Source organism: Bradyrhizobium sp. 172 (genome assembly GCF_023101065.1).
GTDB classification, from domain to species: domain Bacteria; phylum Pseudomonadota; class Alphaproteobacteria; order Rhizobiales; family Xanthobacteraceae; genus Bradyrhizobium; species Bradyrhizobium canariense_D.
The window spans coordinates 3,831,961-3,847,076 of sequence record NZ_CP064701.1 but is presented as its reverse complement, the minus strand read 5'-3'; the positions used below and the strand labels follow the sequence as shown (position 1 = coordinate 3,847,076).

At 64.7% G+C, this 15,116-nt stretch carries 16 protein-coding genes; 6 read left to right on the top strand and 10 right to left on the bottom strand.

Annotated elements, in window-relative coordinates; translation table 11 throughout:
• Positions 1–30: 30 nt before the first annotated feature.
• Complete coding sequence (gene erpA, locus IVB07_RS18580) at positions 31–360, top strand: iron-sulfur cluster insertion protein ErpA (RefSeq protein ID WP_007610737.1); 330 nt, start codon at positions 31–33, stop codon at positions 358–360.
• 9 nt (positions 361–369) lie between these two features.
• Here the strand turns inward: erpA and IVB07_RS18575 are convergent, their stop codons facing one another.
• On the bottom strand, positions 370–2,700 hold the full coding sequence (locus tag IVB07_RS18575) for an ATP-binding protein (RefSeq protein ID WP_247336748.1): 2,331 nt from the start codon (positions 2,698–2,700) through the stop codon (positions 370–372).
• Between the two features lie 133 nt (positions 2,701–2,833).
• Between IVB07_RS18575 and xth the strand changes: the two genes are divergently transcribed.
• On the top strand, positions 2,834–3,631 hold the full coding sequence (gene xth, locus IVB07_RS18570; RefSeq protein WP_007610740.1) for an exodeoxyribonuclease III: 798 nt from the start codon (positions 2,834–2,836) through the stop codon (positions 3,629–3,631).
• Between the two features lie 15 nt (positions 3,632–3,646).
• Here xth and IVB07_RS18565 read toward each other — a convergent pair whose 3' ends face one another.
• On the bottom strand, positions 3,647–4,468 hold the full coding sequence (locus tag IVB07_RS18565; RefSeq protein WP_026233489.1) for a tetratricopeptide repeat protein: 822 nt from the start codon (positions 4,466–4,468) through the stop codon (positions 3,647–3,649).
• Positions 4,455–6,179, bottom strand: coding sequence for a dihydroxy-acid dehydratase (gene ilvD, locus IVB07_RS18560; RefSeq protein ID WP_247767771.1), 1,725 nt, complete (start codon positions 6,177–6,179; stop codon positions 4,455–4,457). The genes IVB07_RS18565 and ilvD overlap by 14 nt, the downstream gene beginning before the upstream one ends.
• Positions 6,180–6,879: 700 nt before the next feature.
• Here ilvD and IVB07_RS18555 point away from each other — a divergent pair.
• Together IVB07_RS18555 and IVB07_RS18550 are read left to right on the top strand one after the other, a co-directional pair.
• Positions 6,880–7,146 carry a hypothetical protein gene (locus IVB07_RS18555; protein WP_247336751.1) on the top strand — a complete coding sequence of 89 codons (267 nt, stop codon included), beginning with the start codon at positions 6,880–6,882 and terminating at the stop codon, positions 7,144–7,146.
• Positions 7,146–7,367, top strand: a complete 222-nt coding sequence (locus IVB07_RS18550) for a hypothetical protein (RefSeq protein WP_085353205.1) — start codon at positions 7,146–7,148, stop codon at positions 7,365–7,367. Before IVB07_RS18555 ends, IVB07_RS18550 begins: the two co-directional genes overlap by 1 nt.
• A gap of 26 nt (positions 7,368–7,393) precedes the next feature.
• On the opposite strand, the gene IVB07_RS18545 is transcribed toward IVB07_RS18550, so the two are convergent.
• Entirely contained in the window at positions 7,394–7,963 is a 570-nt protein-coding gene (locus tag IVB07_RS18545; RefSeq protein WP_085353207.1) for a hypothetical protein, read from the bottom strand.
• A 199-nt stretch (positions 7,964–8,162) separates the two neighbouring features.
• On the opposite strand from IVB07_RS18545, the gene IVB07_RS18540 reads away from it, so the two are divergent.
• Entirely contained in the window at positions 8,163–8,336 is a 174-nt protein-coding gene (locus IVB07_RS18540; protein ID WP_018458042.1) for a hypothetical protein, read from the top strand.
• A gap of 152 nt (positions 8,337–8,488) precedes the next feature.
• Here IVB07_RS18540 and IVB07_RS18535 read toward each other — a convergent pair whose 3' ends face one another.
• From IVB07_RS18535 to IVB07_RS18525, 3 genes are all read right to left on the bottom strand, one after another.
• Positions 8,489–8,701 (bottom strand): hypothetical protein, encoded by a 213-nt coding sequence (locus IVB07_RS18535; RefSeq protein WP_018458043.1) that lies wholly within the window; start codon positions 8,699–8,701, stop codon positions 8,489–8,491.
• A 149-nt stretch (positions 8,702–8,850) separates the two neighbouring features.
• A complete protein-coding gene (locus tag IVB07_RS18530; protein ID WP_018458044.1) occupies positions 8,851–9,027 on the bottom strand; it encodes a hypothetical protein in 177 nt (58 codons plus the stop codon).
• A gap of 105 nt (positions 9,028–9,132) precedes the next feature.
• Positions 9,133–10,869 carry an adenylate/guanylate cyclase domain-containing protein gene (locus IVB07_RS18525; RefSeq protein ID WP_018458045.1) on the bottom strand — a complete coding sequence of 579 codons (1,737 nt, stop codon included), beginning with the start codon at positions 10,867–10,869 and terminating at the stop codon, positions 9,133–9,135.
• Between the two features lie 324 nt (positions 10,870–11,193).
• Between IVB07_RS18525 and IVB07_RS18520 the strand changes: the two genes are divergently transcribed.
• Positions 11,194–13,386 carry a lytic transglycosylase domain-containing protein gene (locus tag IVB07_RS18520; RefSeq protein ID WP_247336756.1) on the top strand — a complete coding sequence of 731 codons (2,193 nt, stop codon included), beginning with the start codon at positions 11,194–11,196 and terminating at the stop codon, positions 13,384–13,386.
• 91 nt (positions 13,387–13,477) lie between these two features.
• Here the strand turns inward: IVB07_RS18520 and IVB07_RS18515 are convergent, their stop codons facing one another.
• From IVB07_RS18515 to IVB07_RS18505, 3 genes are all read right to left on the bottom strand, one after another.
• Positions 13,478–13,768, bottom strand: a complete 291-nt coding sequence (locus tag IVB07_RS18515) for a hypothetical protein (RefSeq protein WP_231188451.1) — start codon at positions 13,766–13,768, stop codon at positions 13,478–13,480.
• Positions 13,769–13,834: 66 nt separating this feature from the next.
• Positions 13,835–14,023, bottom strand: a complete 189-nt coding sequence (locus IVB07_RS18510; RefSeq protein WP_039800268.1) for a hypothetical protein — start codon at positions 14,021–14,023, stop codon at positions 13,835–13,837.
• Positions 14,020–14,388, bottom strand: a complete 369-nt coding sequence (locus tag IVB07_RS18505) for a hypothetical protein (RefSeq protein ID WP_231188449.1) — start codon at positions 14,386–14,388, stop codon at positions 14,020–14,022. Before IVB07_RS18505 ends, IVB07_RS18510 begins: the two co-directional genes overlap by 4 nt.
• Positions 14,389–15,116 lie beyond the last annotated feature (728 nt).

Below are 15,116 nucleotides of genomic sequence, written 5' to 3'. Positions count from 1 at the left end.
GTGTGACCGCGGGCCTATCGGAGACGAACGATGACGACTGACGTGACCATCAGTGACAAGGCCGCACGCCGGATTGGGGAGATCCTCAAGGGCGAAGGGTCTGGCGCGATGCTGCGGATCTCGGTCGAGGGCGGAGGCTGTTCCGGCTTCCAGTACAAGTTCGACATTGACCGTGCCCGCACTGACGACGATCTCGTGATCGAGCAGGACAATGCGGTGGTGCTGGTCGATTCCGCCTCGCAGCCGTTCCTGGCGGGGTCGCAGGTCGATTTCGTCGACGATCTGATCGGCGCCTCGTTCCGCGTCAACAATCCGAACGCCACGGCGTCCTGCGGCTGCGGGACCAGCTTCTCGATCTGACGTCGCCGGCTAGGCGCCGGTCATCTGCCTTTCCTCGTCCGTCCACTCCACGTCGACCGACATGAGCTCCGGCTGAAGTGGTGCGTCTCCCGCCATCACATGTCCATCGAGCGCGCGCAGCAGCGCCGCCAGCAGCGCGGGTTTGCGTAGCGGCTTGGCCAGGAAGTCCGACATGCCGGCCTCGCGGCAGATCTTGACGTCCTCGGGGAAGGCATTGGCGGTGAGCGCGATGATCGGCAAGGATTCGAATCGGCCACCTTGCGCACGGATCGCCCGGGTTGCGGCAAGGCCGTCCATGTCGGGCATCCGCACGTCCATCAGCACGAGATCGTAGTCTTCCTCCGAGGCCGCCGCGACGGCCTCGACGCCGTCGGTGACGACGCGCAGCTCGACGTCGAAGGCCCCTAACATCTTGCTCACGACCATGCGGTTGACGGCGTCGTCCTCGGCGATCAGCACCCTCAGCGGTCGGTCGAGACTCGCGATACGCGCCTTGAGGTAGTCGGCTTCGTCGCGGTCGGCAATGTAGTCGGATGCCTTCTCCTGGCTCCAGGGCAGCACCAGCGTGAAGCTGAATGTCGAGCCCTCGCCCGGCGTCGAGGTGACGCCGATGGTGCCGCCCATCTGTTCGATGATGCGCCGGGAGATCGCAAGCCCAAGCCCGGTCCCGCCGAAGCGGCGGCTGATCGAGGCGTCGGCCTGCGCGAAGTCGGAGAAGAGCTGGCCAAGCTTCTCGGGGGCGATGCCGATACCGCTGTCGGTCACGCTCCATTCGACGGTGGCGAGCAGATCGCGGCGGGCCTGACAGACGGCTGCGATCGTGACTTCGCCTTGGTCGGTGAACTTCACCGCGTTGGATGCGAGGTTGAGCAGGACCTGGCGGATACGCGCGACATCGCCGCGCAGCGTCGGCGGCAGGTTCGGATCGAGCTTGACCTTGACCGCGAGCCCCTTGCTCTTGGCACTCGCGCGCACGACGGTCGCCAATGTCTCTACCAGCGCCTGCGGCGCGAAGTCGATCACCTCGAACGCGAAGCGTCCAGCCTCGAGCTTGGAGAGGTCCAGGATGTCGTTGAGGATGCGCTGGAGATTGTCGCCGGACTCGCGGATCGTGGTGACGGCCTCGTGCTGCTCCGGATCGAGTTTTGTCTCCAGCAGCATGCTGGCAAGCCCGAGCACGCCGTTCATCGGCGTGCGGATCTCGTGGCTCATCACCGCGAGGAAATCCGATTTGGCGCGGCTCTCGGCCTCGGCCTTTTCCGCGCGCCAGCGCTCGGTCACGTCGCGGCCGAAGCCGCGATAGCCGAGGAATTGACCGTCGCGGTCGTAGGCCGGCTTCGCGGTGAGCGACCACAGCCGCGCCTCGCCGCCGGCGACGACCTTGAGGTTCATCTCGTGCAGCGGTTCGGCGTGCTCCATCAGGCCGACGACATTGTAGGCCGCGCTCTTGTCTTCGGGGCACAGCATGTCGAGCACGTCGGCGAAATGCGAGCCCTTCAGCAAGGGCAGTGGCAGCTGTGCGACCGCGGCGAAGCGCTCGGGCACGTCGACCAAATGCCCTTCGGCGTCGGTCTGCCACAGCCAGTCGCTGGCGTTCTCCTGAAAATCTTTCAGCAATAGTGAGATGATCTCGGTCTGGCGCTCGAGCTCAAGCTGGGCCTTGAGATTGCCAAGGAACAGATTGCCTTGCGAGACGATGTTGCGCGCCATGAAGAACGCGAACAGCAGCAGGAACACGGCGGTCACGAGGTAAGGCCCGGTGCCGCATAACAGCAACGCACCGGCGCAGGCGATCGTCGTCGTCGCGAGATAGACAAGGCCCGCACGCGGGAAGGTCGAGAGCGTGAAGGCACCGCCGGACATCATGCCGACCATAAGGCAGGCCAGAATGAGCTGGCTGGTCGGCTCGATGCGGCTGAACAGCGCGACCGGCAGCGTGCCCCAGATTGCGGCGAGGAAAAACGCCTGCCGCAACATCTGCCGCACGGCACGGGGCGAGACTTCTTGCGCCGGGCTCTGGTGGGAGCGCCGCCACGCGCGCACCGCGAGCGAGGCGGCGGTCGCGAGGGTCATGCCCCAGATCGCGAGAAAGTCGTTCCAGCCACGACCCCAGAACAAAATCAGCACAACGGCGACGTTGAGCATGGTGACGGCCATCGTCACCGGGATCAGGCGTATCACCGCGTCGATCTGCTTGGCACGGATGCGGCTCAGCTCGCGCTCGCTGAGACCGGCGGTCAGGCCGTCCTCGATCTCGTAGCCGCCGAGCCAGTACAGGAACGCGCCGATCAACCCGTCGCGGGGCTCGGTTCGCTTCATGGCTTTGTTCGGCCGTCCCATTCGAAAAACCTTTTCACGATCAATGGCCCGGGCCCGACTTAAGCCGGGTTAATTTTGTGGGAGATTTCGCAGCGTCCTTGACGGGCGCGTTTGCATTTTGTTCTAACCATGGCCCCTGCCCGGAGCCGCCAAGATGCCCATCAGAATAGCCACCTGGAACGTGAACTCGGTCCGGCAGCGCATCGATCTCCTCCTGACCTGGCTGAAGGAGTGCCAGCCGGACATCGTCTGCCTCCAGGAGATCAAATGCGTCGACGAGGCCTTCCCGCGGCTGGAGATCGAGGCGCTCGGCTACAACGTGGTCACCCACGGCCAGAAGACGTTCAACGGTGTCGCTCTGCTCTCGAAGCTCCGGTTCGACGAGACCAAGTCGGGGCTGGCCGGCGACGACGAGGACGCCCATGCTCGCTTCCTCGAAGGCGTGGTGACGCTCAAGTCCGGCGTGCTGCGCATCGCCTGCCTCTATCTGCCCAACGGCAATCCGGTCGGCACCGAGAAATATCCCTACAAGCTCAAATGGATGTCGCGGCTTCTTGAGTATTCGAAGGAGCGCCTCAAGACCGAGGAGCCGCTGATCCTCGCAGGCGACTTCAACGTTATCCCGCATGCCCGGGACGTCCATAATCCCGCCGCCTGGACCGAGGACGCCCTGTTCAAGGCCGAGACGCGGGAGAGTTTTCAGTCCCTGCTCGGCCTCGGCCTGACCGATGCGCTTCGGGCCGTCACCGACGAGCCCGGGCTCTACACTTTCTGGGACTACCAGGCCGGCGCCTGGCAGAAGAACCACGGCCTGCGGATCGACCACCTTCTGCTGTCGCCACAGGCCAGCGACCGGCTCGCCAATGTCGGCATCGACAGCTATGTGCGCAGCTGGGAGAAGCCGTCGGACCACGTGCCGGTGTGGGCGGATCTCGATCTTGAGGCGGCGTGAGGCCGCCTCAACCCATCACTCCCGTCGACCCTGCACCCATTGCTCCAGCATCTGCAGGCACATGGCGCGATCGTCGTCGGAGGCCTTTGCGAAGGCGCGGTTGTAGTTTTCCTTGATCCAGGTCTCGTCGCTGCCGGCGCTGTCGCGCGCCAGCGTCAACCACATCAGGCCGCGGGCGGCCTGCCGCGGCAGGCGGTCGCCGTTGAACAGCATCTGGCCGAGCAGCGCCTGGGCCTCGTGCTGGCCCTTCTGCGCGGCGAGCCCAAGCCAGCGCGCGCCGTAGCGGAAATCCTCGCGCGAAGCGTCCGGCGTCTTCAGGTACAGGCGGGCGAGATCGTATTGCGCATCCGCATTGCCGAAATAGGACGCGGCATAGGAAAACATCTCCCGCGCCCGCTCCTGGTCCGGCTTGACCTTCGAATTCGGGATGCCGCTGAGATAATAGCGGCCGAGCGCCACAAAGGCGTTGGCGACGATCTGCGCCTGCGGCGCGGACGGGCTGTCTTCGGCGTGCGCGTTGGCGATGCGGGTGAAATACTCGAACGCACGCACATCGTCCTGGGCGACGCCGTCGCCATTGGCGTACATGCGGCCGAGCTTCCACTGCGCGATGGGGTGGCCACCCTCCGCGGCATATTGCAGGGCGCTGAGCGAGGTTTCCTGGGGCACGACTGGCGGTACATTGCGCACCTTGCCTGCTGCGCCCGGCAAGGTCGTGACCACCGGGATGGTCGCATCCTTCTGGCTGACGGGTGCGCCGTCAAAGGCGAGAGCCGGCGCGGCCAGCGCGGCAGCCCCCAACACAAACGCAACGATGGTACGCCTAGATGTCCGCATAGCACTGTTTCTCGTGCGCGCCGCCCGGATGGGTCACTGCCCCACCGACCGCTGGTCCAACCTGCTGAGCATATTTCCAGAGCGCGCCCGTCGTGTGGTTAGTCGCGCGAGCGGTCCATTTGGTCTTGCGTTGGGCAAGCTCCTGGTCGCTCAATTTTACGTTAAGGGTACCGGCGACCGCGTCGATTTCGATGATATCGCCGTCCTCCAGCAACCCGATCGGGCCGCCGATGGCGGCTTCCGGCCCGACATGGCCGATGCAGAAGCCGCGGGTGGCGCCGGAGAAGCGGCCGTCGGTGATGAGCGCGATCTTGCCGCCCATGCCCTGGCCGGTCAGCGCCGCGGTGGTCTGGAGCATTTCCCGCATGCCGGGACCGCCCTTCGGCCCCTCGTAGCGGATCACGATGACTTCGCCTTCGCGGTAGGTGCGCTTCTGGACGGCCTCGAAAGCATCCTCCTCACGGTCGAAGCACCTGGCCGGACCGGTGAACCTGAGGTTGGACATTCCCGCGACTTTCACGATCGCACCTTCTGGCGCCAGATTGCCCTTCAGACCGACCACACCGCCGGTGACGGTGATGGGCTTGTCTGCCGGGTGCACCACGTCCTGGTGCGGATTCCACTTCACGCTTTTGAGGTTTTCGGCGATCGTTCGACCGGTGACGGTCATGCAGTCACCGTGGAGAAATCCGTTGTCGAGCAGCGTCTTCATCAGAAGCGGTATGCCACCTACTTCAAACATGTCTTTGGCGACATAACGGCCGCCTGGCTTCAAATCCGCGACGTACGGTGTCTTTTTGAAGATTTCGGCGACGTCGAACAGGTCGAACTTGATGCCGCACTCGTGCGCGATTGCCGGCAGGTGCAGTGCAGCATTAGTCGAGCCACCGGACGCGGCGACCACGGCGGCGGCATTCTCCAGCGCCTTGAGGGTGACGATGTCGCGTGGCCGGATGTTTTGGGCGATCAGCTCCATGACCTGCTCGCCCGCGGTCATGCAGAAGGCGTCGCGAATTTCATAGGGTGCCGGAGCACCGGCCGAGTACGGCAAGGCCAGCCCGATCGCCTCGGAGACGGTCGCCATCGTGTTGGCGGTGAACTGCGCGCCGCAGGCACCCGCCGAGGGGCACGCCACGCGCTCGATCTCGTCGAGGTCCTCGTCCGACATTGCGCCGACCGAGTGCTTGCCGACGGCTTCGAACATGTCCTGCACGGTCACCTGCTGGCCCCGGAAATTGCCGGGCAGGATCGAGCCGCCATAGATGAAGATCGAGGGCACGTTGAGACGGACCATCGCCATCATCATGCCCGGCAGCGACTTGTCGCAGCCGGCCAGGCCAACGAGAGCGTCATAGGCGTGGCCGCGGATCGTCAATTCGACGGAATCGGCGATGCATTCGCGCGACGGCAGCGAGGAGCGCATGCCGTCATGCCCCATGGCGATGCCGTCGGTCACGGTGATGGTGCAGAACTCGCGCGGCGTGCCGCCGACGGCTGCGACGCCCTTCTTCACCGCCTGCGCCTGGCGCATCAGGGAGATGTTGCAGGGCGCGGCCTCGTTCCAGCACGAGGCGACGCCGACGAAGGGCTGGTGGATCTGGTCGGTGGTCAGACCCATGGCGTAGAGGTAGGAGCGATGGGGCGCGCGCGCAGGACCTTCCGTCACGTGACGGCTCGGCAGCCTCTGCTTGATGTTGCTCTTCGCGTCCATCGCAAACCAGTTTCCCCGGCCAACCCTTTCAGACCCGAAAAATCAGAGCCAAGATTTGAATCGACCTTTTGAATCGACCTTGGGGATTTCCGTCGTCTTCCAGGATCACCGCTGCCGCTAAAATATTCGAGTGATTTTATTCATGTTCGGGTGTGGCCAAAAAGCGGCGTCGATGCGAACGGACAGAGAAGATGGTTAAATCCGTGACGAGTGTTGCACGGACGGCACAATCGTGGCCGTGAGGACACGATCGAGCTTACTGGGATACCCCCGGCGGGAGGACAATCCCACAACTTCAAGTTTCCGGTGCGTGCCTGCGTTGCAACTTCGGCGCGACGACGAGGCGCAGCCAAGGTGAGTCGGCGCTTCATCATCTCCCCGCCTGTCCGGACGCGCCGCAAGGGCGCTGCGTCCAGGCCACAGATCGAAGTGTTGTGCACACTCTCTCCACATCGTCTTTGCGAGCGGAGCGACTTGTCCGCCGAAGCTTTAGCGAAGGCGGAAGCAATCCAGAATCCTCCGCGGAAAGACTCTGGATCGCTTCGCTGCGCTCGCAATGACGGAGCAAGGGGCAGCAATCGCCATCCGCCAATGCAGATTCAACTTGCAGACACGCTTCGCGTTCTCGCGGCTGATTCCGCCCGAGCTTTGCTTCGTCGCTTCACCCTCTTGTCCAAGAGGGCGCAGGGTACCCGCTGTCGTGCTCGCCGGCGTGGGCAGCCTGATCGCGGTGCTCGACCATGCGCACGGGCTGATGACGAAACTGTCCATCGCCGTCGTGGTCTGCGCCTGGGTCTGGATCGTCTGTCGATCGCGGACGCGCGGCTTGAAAATCCGATCGTCCGTGCTGGCTGCAATGTGCGCCGCGACCGTTCTGACCGCGACGGCCGCGCTGTGGCCGGTGATGGGGCCCGCCGTCTTCCACACCCGCGGTGTCGCCAAGAAGCCGAAGCCTCCGGCCGGCTGATGGACGCAATCACAATCTTCGGACTGCTGTCGGTCAGTGCGATGCTGCTGTTTTACGCGCTCGAGCCGCGCGGACCGCATTTCGTGCTGGCCTTCGCGGCAGCTTGCGCGCTCAGCGGGGTCTATGGCTTTCTCCAGGGCGCCTGGCCGTTCGGGTTTGTCGAGACGGTTTGGACAGCGGTCGCCTTGCAGCGCTGGGCAAAGGTCCGGTTATCGGCATGACCGGACTTCAGTGCCTTGGTTGGCGCTCAGGCGTTCCGCATCGCGCGCCCGAACGGATCGGCCAGACGGACGATCTCACAGGCGGCGACGAGGCCGGCGAGCCAGATGGCGCTGGTCAGCCCGATCCGGGTCACGATGGCGGCGGTGAAGGCGCCCTCGCCGCCCAGGACCGGCGTCGCGGCGAACTCATAGACCGCGTAGGCGGCAACGAATGCAATCGCAAGCATCAGCGGCGTGCGGCCTTGCGGCAGCCTACGGAGGACCGTCGATGCTGCTGCGGTCGATAGCAGCGCAGCAGCGCCGATGACGAAGCCCCAGGCGATAGTGCTGGGGTCGATCGGATAGTGCAGCGCGCCGAAGCCGATGCCCTGGTTCACCAGCCAGGCGCCGGTGACGACGAGCAGCGCCGGACGCAGCGGCAGCATGGCGGCGGCGACAACCGCGCAAGCCGCAAACGGCGTGGCACAGGCGAATGCAAAGCTTGCCAGCGCGCATGACACGATCAGCAGCGCGAAGCCGAACAGCGGCGCAAGGCGCGCCGCGACCGGGGTAAGGCGGAAACGGTCGCGGAGGGGCGGCAGGATTGGACGGGGCATGGATGAACTCATGCCGACGATCCTAGCACATTTGCACCTGCTTGGATCACCTCCCGCGGCAGTTCAACTGCCTCATCAGAGGTCCCGACGGATGGTGACGCGCGCCCTCTTGCCCTCAGCTGGCTGCGCTCGGCCCTCTTCTCCTTAAACGGCGGGCTACGCTCGCCCTCTTGGGCGCTGGGCCTGAGCCCAGGCCGCGGTGACGTCGCGCGGCGGGACGTCGACGCGCCGGATCGGCGTCAACTCGCCGGAGGCGGAGATGATCGCGGTCTCCTCGCGGCGGCAGCGCGGGCAAACGAAGCGGACCTCGTTCGGCGAAGCCGACCAGCTCGAACGTCTTACATTGGCGGCCATCGGCCAGGCTGCGCAGTGAGAGCATGACACCAGGAACCGACCGGGATCGAGCATACCCATTCCAAAGGACTCCGCGTCCTGCCATCCCTTCAATGATTGATCCATGTGAATCGTTCCGGTGCCAAAACACCGTCGAGACACCATCGGCCCCGAACCAGGAGGCGGAGCCGCTCAGCGGGCGCCCTTGAGCGTGCACGACGTGCTGCAGGTGACCGTGTTGCCGTGGTCGCACGCCTTGCAGGCGGCAACGCACTGGGTCATGTCGCGGGGATTGAAGGAAGTGTAGTTCCGCATCGCGCAGACCGGGGTCGAGCCGGTGATCTCCTGCTCCTGGTTGCAGGCTGCCGTCATGAGTCCAAACATGATGACCGCAAAAAGGCGCATGGGATCGCCCTGTTAGGCACGACAAAACAATCTCGCGAGGCGCGCTGCACCGCAGCGAGCCCCGGCATTTCCACAGCGGGAAATCACCGGAGGCGTCCTCGCATCTGCATTGAGGATGCGCGCCAAGTGTTAAGAACGGATTGCCGGCGTCAGGCCGCAGCTTGGCTCGCTATGGCCTGCCGCATGTCCACCGCCAGCTGGCGATACCGCTCCGAGAGCTTCAGATAAAACTCACGCTTGGTGCTGTCGGTGGCGAGCCTGGCGATCAGCTCGCATTCGGCGGTGAGCGTCTCGAACCGTTCGAGCCTGTTCTCAAGTTCTGTCATCGGCGTGTCCCCATCAAACGCCTCAAGGACACCAAACCTAAGCCCGGGAAATAGGTCACTGCGAACATCGTTATCGAGTAGAATCAATTTTTCCCGCGCGGCCGACTATTTCTGCTCCAACCGCCAGGCGCCGTCCCAGCCCTCGTCCGGCGGATGGGCCTCGAACCGCGTGATACGAGCAAGCATTGCCCGCGAGGGGCCGTCGCCTGGGACGGCTTCAAGTGCCGCGTTGAAGCCGGCGCGGGCCTCGTCGAAGCGGCGGGCGCGATAGGCGGCGAGGCCTTCGGCGTAGTGAGAACGCAGGCTCTCATGCGCGGCCGTGAGTGCGCCTGCCCGGCCCATCACCTCGAAGATCGTTTGCGGCGCGCTCTGGCCGGCGACCGCAAGACGGTCGACCTCGCGCAATCCGAGGTGCGAGCCGATCGCGTCCGCCGTCGCCTGCGAGATCAGGATACGGGTGCCATAGGTCTTGTTGACGGCCTCCAGTCGTGAGGCGAGGTTCACGGCGTCGCCCATCACGGTGAAGCTCATCATCAGCTCGGAGCCGATGCTGCCGGTCAGGACCTCGCCGGTGGCGATGCCGATCCGCAGATCGCAAAGCCCGGGCATGGCGCGGATGCCGAGCAGATCCGGCAATTGCTTCTGCAGCGCGGGCACCTGATCGGCCATTTCGATCGCAGCAAGGCCTGCGAGCAGCGCCGGCTCTTCCTCCTCGATGAAGGGAGGGCCCCAATAGGCCATGATGGCGTCGCCGATATATTTGTCGATGATGCCGCGGTTGCTCCTGATCGGACCGGACATGACGGTAAAATAGTGGTTCATCACCTTGACCAGGCCGCGCGGGGTCATGCCCTCGCTCATCGCGGTGAAGCCGCTCATGTCGCAGAACATGATGGTCATCACCCGGCGCTGACCGTCGACGGCGACCTCCGGCCGGTCAATCAGCCCCTGCACCACCTTGGGATCGATGTAGCGGCCAAAGGTCTCGCGGATGCGCTCGTTCTGGCGCAATTGCTCGACCATGCGATTGAAGGCGGAGGCGAGTTCGCCAATCTCGTCCTGCGTCGAGACACTGATGGTCTTGTCGAAGCGGCCCGCCTCGACTTCGCGGGTGCCGGCCAGCAAGAGCCGGACCGGTCGCGTGATCCCGGTGGAGACCATGATCGCAAAGGCAAGTCCGACGATCGCCGCGAGGATGGTCACGATGCCCGAGACGATGATCGCCTGGCGCTGATGGCGGATCACCTGCGCGGTGCTCACGAACACCTGCGAGAGCATCTCGGCGCGGATCGCATCGATCCGCTGGGTGAAGAGATCGCGGAGCGCGTCCACATGGACGAGCACGTCGCGCGTGGCCGCAAAGTCCTTGGCATCGAGCAGCCGGAGCAGCTTGGCGTCCTCCTCGTCGAGTTCGCGGCGAAGCTCCTTGACTGCATTCTCGATGCGCGTCTCGATCCGGGCGAGTGCCGCGTTGTCCGACGGTGTGCTCTCATCGTCGATGATCGCGTTGATCAGCTTTCGCGCGGCTTCGGCCTCCTGCTCGACCTGGGCGTCCGTTTCCCTGAAGATCTTCAGCCGCGCCGCAAAGCCCTCCTCGTCCGGCGGCGTTTGCATTTTGGCGATCACCATGCGCCGCATCGCCAGCGCCCGCTCCAGCGAACGCACATTGGACCGCGCCAGGTGGCCGTAAGCCGGAATATACCGCGCGGTCAGCTCATCCAGAAGATGGCCGACGCGGCTGGACATCACCATCGACAGGATCGCGGTGACGACCATCAGGATGATGAGGCCGAGCGCAATCCCGACGATCTTGCGCCGGATCGACTGGTTGAAAATCGGCATGGGCGCGGGACAATGGGCTGAAGGGGAAAGGCTTTGGAACCCAATACAACGGATTTGCCGCCGGGAATACGCGCAATTTGGCCGCTTCGAGGCGTCCTGAACCGCCGCAACCGTCGCGCGAGCCGTATTCGTTAATGAAGGTTAAGAGACCCGCTCGCCCCGCCGTTGCACAGGTTCCCTGGCTCCATCCGTATTTCGCCGCATTGTTGGAACAGCTTCAGGATGCGAAACGACGTCGTGTCACCATTTTGACGCCGTTTTGATTCTCGAGCCGCATCTCGTCGCGGACTTTGGTTTGTACTGGTTTCGCAGGGGGACCACGGAATGAACCAGTGCCTACGCTCGCTCGCGTGTGTCGTTGCCGTGGCCGCTTTGGCCTTCATCCCTACAGAGCTGGCAGCGAAGAGCGGTCACAAATCGTCCGCGCCGAAGAAGACGCATGAGGCGAAAACCGGCAAGCAGCGCCACGCCTCCGCCGGCAAGGCGCGGCACGGCAAGCATGCCGAGGCCAAGCGCAAGTCGAAGAAGCAGGACGACGCGCCCTCGGACAAGCCGGCAGCCCCGCCGCTGACTGGCGATCTCGCCGCGCTGAAGGATGCCATCGATCTCGCGCGGAAGGGCAAGACCGAGGACGCCAGCGCGGCGCGCGACCGCATTGCCGACCCGGCCGGACAGAAACTCGCCGACTGGTTTATGCTGCGCCATTCCGAAAGCACGGCGAATTTCAAGCGCTACGCCGCCTTCCTCGCCGCCAATCCGGACTGGCCGAGCAGCGCGCTGCTCCGCCGCCGCGCCGAGGCGCGGCTGTGGCAGGAGAAGGCCAACGCGGCGACCGTGCACAAATTCACGATGGACCGGCCGACCAGCGCCAAGGGCAAGTTCGCGCTCGCCCGCGTGCTGATGACCGAGGGCGACAGCGACAGGGCCGCGCGTCTCGTGCGCGATGCCTGGCGCACGGACGAATTGTCCGAGCGCAGTGAGGAGGATTCCTACCAAGCGTTCCGCGATCTCCTGACCGCCGAGGATCATCGCGCCCGCATGGACAAGCGGCTCGGCGCCAAGGACTATGCGGGGGCGCGGCGCGCAGCCAAGCGGCTCGGCGAGGATGCGCTCGCGATCGTCAAGGCCTGCGCCGCAGTCACCGGCAAGGCCAGCAAGGCCAAGGATTACCTGGAGGACATTTCGGCCGAGGCGCGCCGCGACCTCGGCTATGTGCTGTGCCGCGCGCAATGGCATCTCCAGAATGACCGCATCGACGACGCGGCCGAGGTGATCCTGGCCGCCGCGCCCGATACGATGGCGGCGCAAGACACCGACGCCTGGTGGCGCGAGCGCCGCCTGCTCGCGCGAAAGCTGCTCGACCAGGGCAAGTTCAAAACCGCCTATGATTTGGTGCGCTCGGCAGCCGTGCCCGCGATGGAGGTCTATCGCGCCGACTATCACTTCATGTGCGGCTGGATCGCGCTGCGCTATCTCGATGATCCCAAGGCGGCGATGACGCATTTCGCCGCGATCGACGAAGGCTCCGCCAATCCGATCGCGCTGTCGCGCGCGCATTATTGGCGCGGCCGCGCGGCCGAGGCAATGAACGCACCGGCCGATGCGCGCCTGAGCTATCAGGCGGCGGCGCGCTATCCGACCGCCTATTACGGCCAGCTCGCCCGCGCCAGGCTCGGTCTCGACCGCATCGAGCTGCGTGCGCCCTCGCCCGTGCTGGCAGCAGTCGACGCGCCGCCCGCGGACGAGCGCGTGCGCGCCGCCGACATGCTCTACGGCGTCGGTGAGCGCGACATGGTGTTTTACTTCGCCGAGGATTTTGCCAAGGAGAGCACCGACGTCGCCGCACTCGAAGCGCTCGGCGAGCTCGCCGGCCGGCGCAACGATGCGCGCGTGATGCTGGAGGTCGGCAAGTCGGCGCTGGCGCGCGGGCTCGCGCTCGATCACTACGCCTTCCCGACCATCGGCATCCCTGAACATAAGCAGGTGGCGCCCGCGATCGATCCCAGCGTGATCTATTCGGTGGCGCGCACCGAAAGCTCGTTCGACCAGCGCGACAAATCGGCCGCCAACGCAGTCGGGCTGATGCAGGTGACGCCGGAAGCGGGCCGCGACACCGCAAAGCGCTTCGGCCTGACCTATGACTGGGACAAGATGGTCTCCGATCCCGTCTACAACACGCAGATGGGCGCGGCCGAGCTCAGTGCGCTCATGTCGGAATATCGCGGCAACCAGATCATGACCTTCGCCGGCTACAATGCCGGCCGGGGCCGCGTGCGCGAATGGGTGCAGGCGCGCGGCGACCCCAGGGATCCCAAGGTCGATCCGGTCGACTGGGTCGAGCGCATCCCGCTGTCGGAGACGCGCAACTACGTCCAGCGCGTGATCGAGAACGTGCTGGTCTATCGTGCGAGGTTTGAGGCCAGCAGCGTCGTCGCGGCGAAGTCCGAGCAGCGCGTTACGACGCCGAACAGGGGCGCGATGCCGACGACGGCATCGGCCGCAGCCGCCGCGCCCTAGCTTCGCGACGCCGGGGCTGGACGCGGCGTGAAGCTGGATGCAGTGACTGCGACCGACCTCTCTGCGCGGGTCCGCATCGTTTGGCGAGCCGTCACCTCCTTCCGTGGTCAGAGGGTTCGTACGCGCGCAGAAATGCTTCCGTCAGCGAGCGCGAGAGCGCGCCCGTCTGCAGTATCCAGTTCCAGCTCGACACCGTGATCGCTTCGAGCGAACTGCGGTAAGGCCAGAGCATTTCCACCGCCGTCTGCTGATATCGACGGTAGCAATCATAGTCGCAGTACCGCCGCTCAGCGGGCACATGGCGGACGTAACTCGCGCCCAGCGGCTGCGCGCACGCGCTGCAGGTACCGCCGTGGCGAGGCCCTTCCTGATTGACGAACATGAATCTCATCGCGATGTCCTCTCGCCCGGACGGCAAATCCACCGCCCGTTTCGCCCTCCTATCCGCTCAAGACGCCGCTCGTGTGCGCCCCTCGATCAGCGGCGCAGCTTCGCCATGAAGCGCGTAACACTCGTAGCCGCAGTAGGGCAGCAGCGTCTTCGCATCGCGCAGATAGCCGCCGCTGATCTCCTCGCAGCACCAGAGGCAGGACGTTTTGCGAAAAGGGGTCCTGCCGTTCACCAATATGAACCTCATGTGGCACCTCCGAGCGCAAAGCAGTAGACCGTGTCGACGAGAGAGGCGGACGGCGGCGGCGCGCAAAGATGGTTGCGGCCGTCGGGATTATCCCTGTTTCGCTCGACCTTCTGAGGCGGAATGAGGATGTATTTCCCGTCTTCCCGGCGCAGCGCGTAGATGCTCCCCTCGACCCGCCGTATCTCGGTCGGGTAGCAGTCGGCGTTGTTGCAGCAAGTCAGCACCGGATTGTCCGGCATGTGCCAACTCGAATAGAACTGCTCGTGGAGGAGCAGATCCCGAGGCGGATGACGATGTGCGCCATCCTGTCCGGCCTCGTCCGCCTCCGCTCCAGTCATCAACGAAAGCGGCAGCGTGATCGCCAAGAGGAGCTTGCAACAACGGTTCAACGCGCAGCCTCCCGATACAGAATTGCCGAACGCAGCAGATCCGGTGACTGGTGCTTACGCCGCCTGAGACCGAAACAGCCATCGGCGATCGCGTTCGCGGCGCGCTCTGAAGCGATCGAGACATTTCCGGGAGCAAAGCGGCGCTCGCCAGGAATAATACCGGATCAGGCCGAACTTCCCGCTGCAGACGGCGCAGCTTTTTGCGGCGGAAGGGCGCTCGGAGTGTTCGGGCTTATCGCACATGATCCTCTCCTCCTGGCCTCTGATGGGCGCCTCTGACGGTCGAGGATCCCCACGGGCGCTGATGCACAATCATCACGTTCGTCAACGAAATGCGGCTTCTCAATCGTGACCAGATCATCGGCAAGTCAGCGCCAGCGGAGGCGAAGCTGGCCTCTTGAGTGCACGACCCCGCGCTACTCAACTGTTCAAGCGTTGCGATCGACACCACTGGATTGCCGGTGAGACTAGTCCCCATGTGACGGGCCGCTCAATTGTACGGAGGTAAATGCAGCGTATGACTAGGATTGCGCGACCTATACATAGGTTTGTCCGGTGATTTACCGGAGTTTCGTCCGCTCGCAACGAGACGGCGCAACGCTGGCAAGCTGCACGGAGCCCGCGAACTTTCGATGCGGAATCCTGCTTTGATCAGGGAATTGCCCCTGCTGTCGCAAAGTGCTCTACTCTCCCTGCCCCACGCG

What these genes read in the sequence shown, in the direction of transcription:
- IVB07_RS18530 (WP_018458044.1), bottom strand. Translation starts at nt 9,027, where the DNA reads ATGACAGAACTTGAGAACAGGCTCGAACGGTTCGAGACGCTCACCGCC.
- IVB07_RS18565 (WP_026233489.1), bottom strand. Translation starts at nt 4,468, where the DNA reads ATGCGGACATCTAGGCGTACCATCGTTGCGTTTGTGTTGGGGGCTGCC.
- ilvD (WP_247767771.1), bottom strand. Translation starts at nt 6,179, where the DNA reads ATGGACGCGAAGAGCAACATCAAGCAGAGGCTGCCGAGCCGTCACGTG.
- xth (WP_007610740.1), top strand. Translation starts at nt 2,834, where the DNA reads ATGCCCATCAGAATAGCCACCTGGAACGTGAACTCGGTCCGGCAGCGC.
- erpA (WP_007610737.1), top strand. Translation starts at nt 31, where the DNA reads ATGACGACTGACGTGACCATCAGTGACAAGGCCGCACGCCGGATTGGG.
- IVB07_RS18550 (WP_085353205.1), top strand. Translation starts at nt 7,146, where the DNA reads ATGGACGCAATCACAATCTTCGGACTGCTGTCGGTCAGTGCGATGCTG.
- IVB07_RS18525 (WP_018458045.1), bottom strand. Translation starts at nt 10,869, where the DNA reads ATGCCGATTTTCAACCAGTCGATCCGGCGCAAGATCGTCGGGATTGCG.
- IVB07_RS18520 (WP_247336756.1), top strand. Translation starts at nt 11,194, where the DNA reads ATGAACCAGTGCCTACGCTCGCTCGCGTGTGTCGTTGCCGTGGCCGCT.
- IVB07_RS18575 (WP_247336748.1), bottom strand. Translation starts at nt 2,700, where the DNA reads ATGGGACGGCCGAACAAAGCCATGAAGCGAACCGAGCCCCGCGACGGG.
- IVB07_RS18535 (WP_018458043.1), bottom strand. Translation starts at nt 8,701, where the DNA reads ATGCGCCTTTTTGCGGTCATCATGTTTGGACTCATGACGGCAGCCTGC.
- IVB07_RS18545 (WP_085353207.1), bottom strand. Translation starts at nt 7,963, where the DNA reads ATGCCCCGTCCAATCCTGCCGCCCCTCCGCGACCGTTTCCGCCTTACC.
- IVB07_RS18515 (WP_231188451.1), bottom strand. Translation starts at nt 13,768, where the DNA reads ATGTTCGTCAATCAGGAAGGGCCTCGCCACGGCGGTACCTGCAGCGCG.
- IVB07_RS18510 (WP_039800268.1), bottom strand. Translation starts at nt 14,023, where the DNA reads ATGAGGTTCATATTGGTGAACGGCAGGACCCCTTTTCGCAAAACGTCC.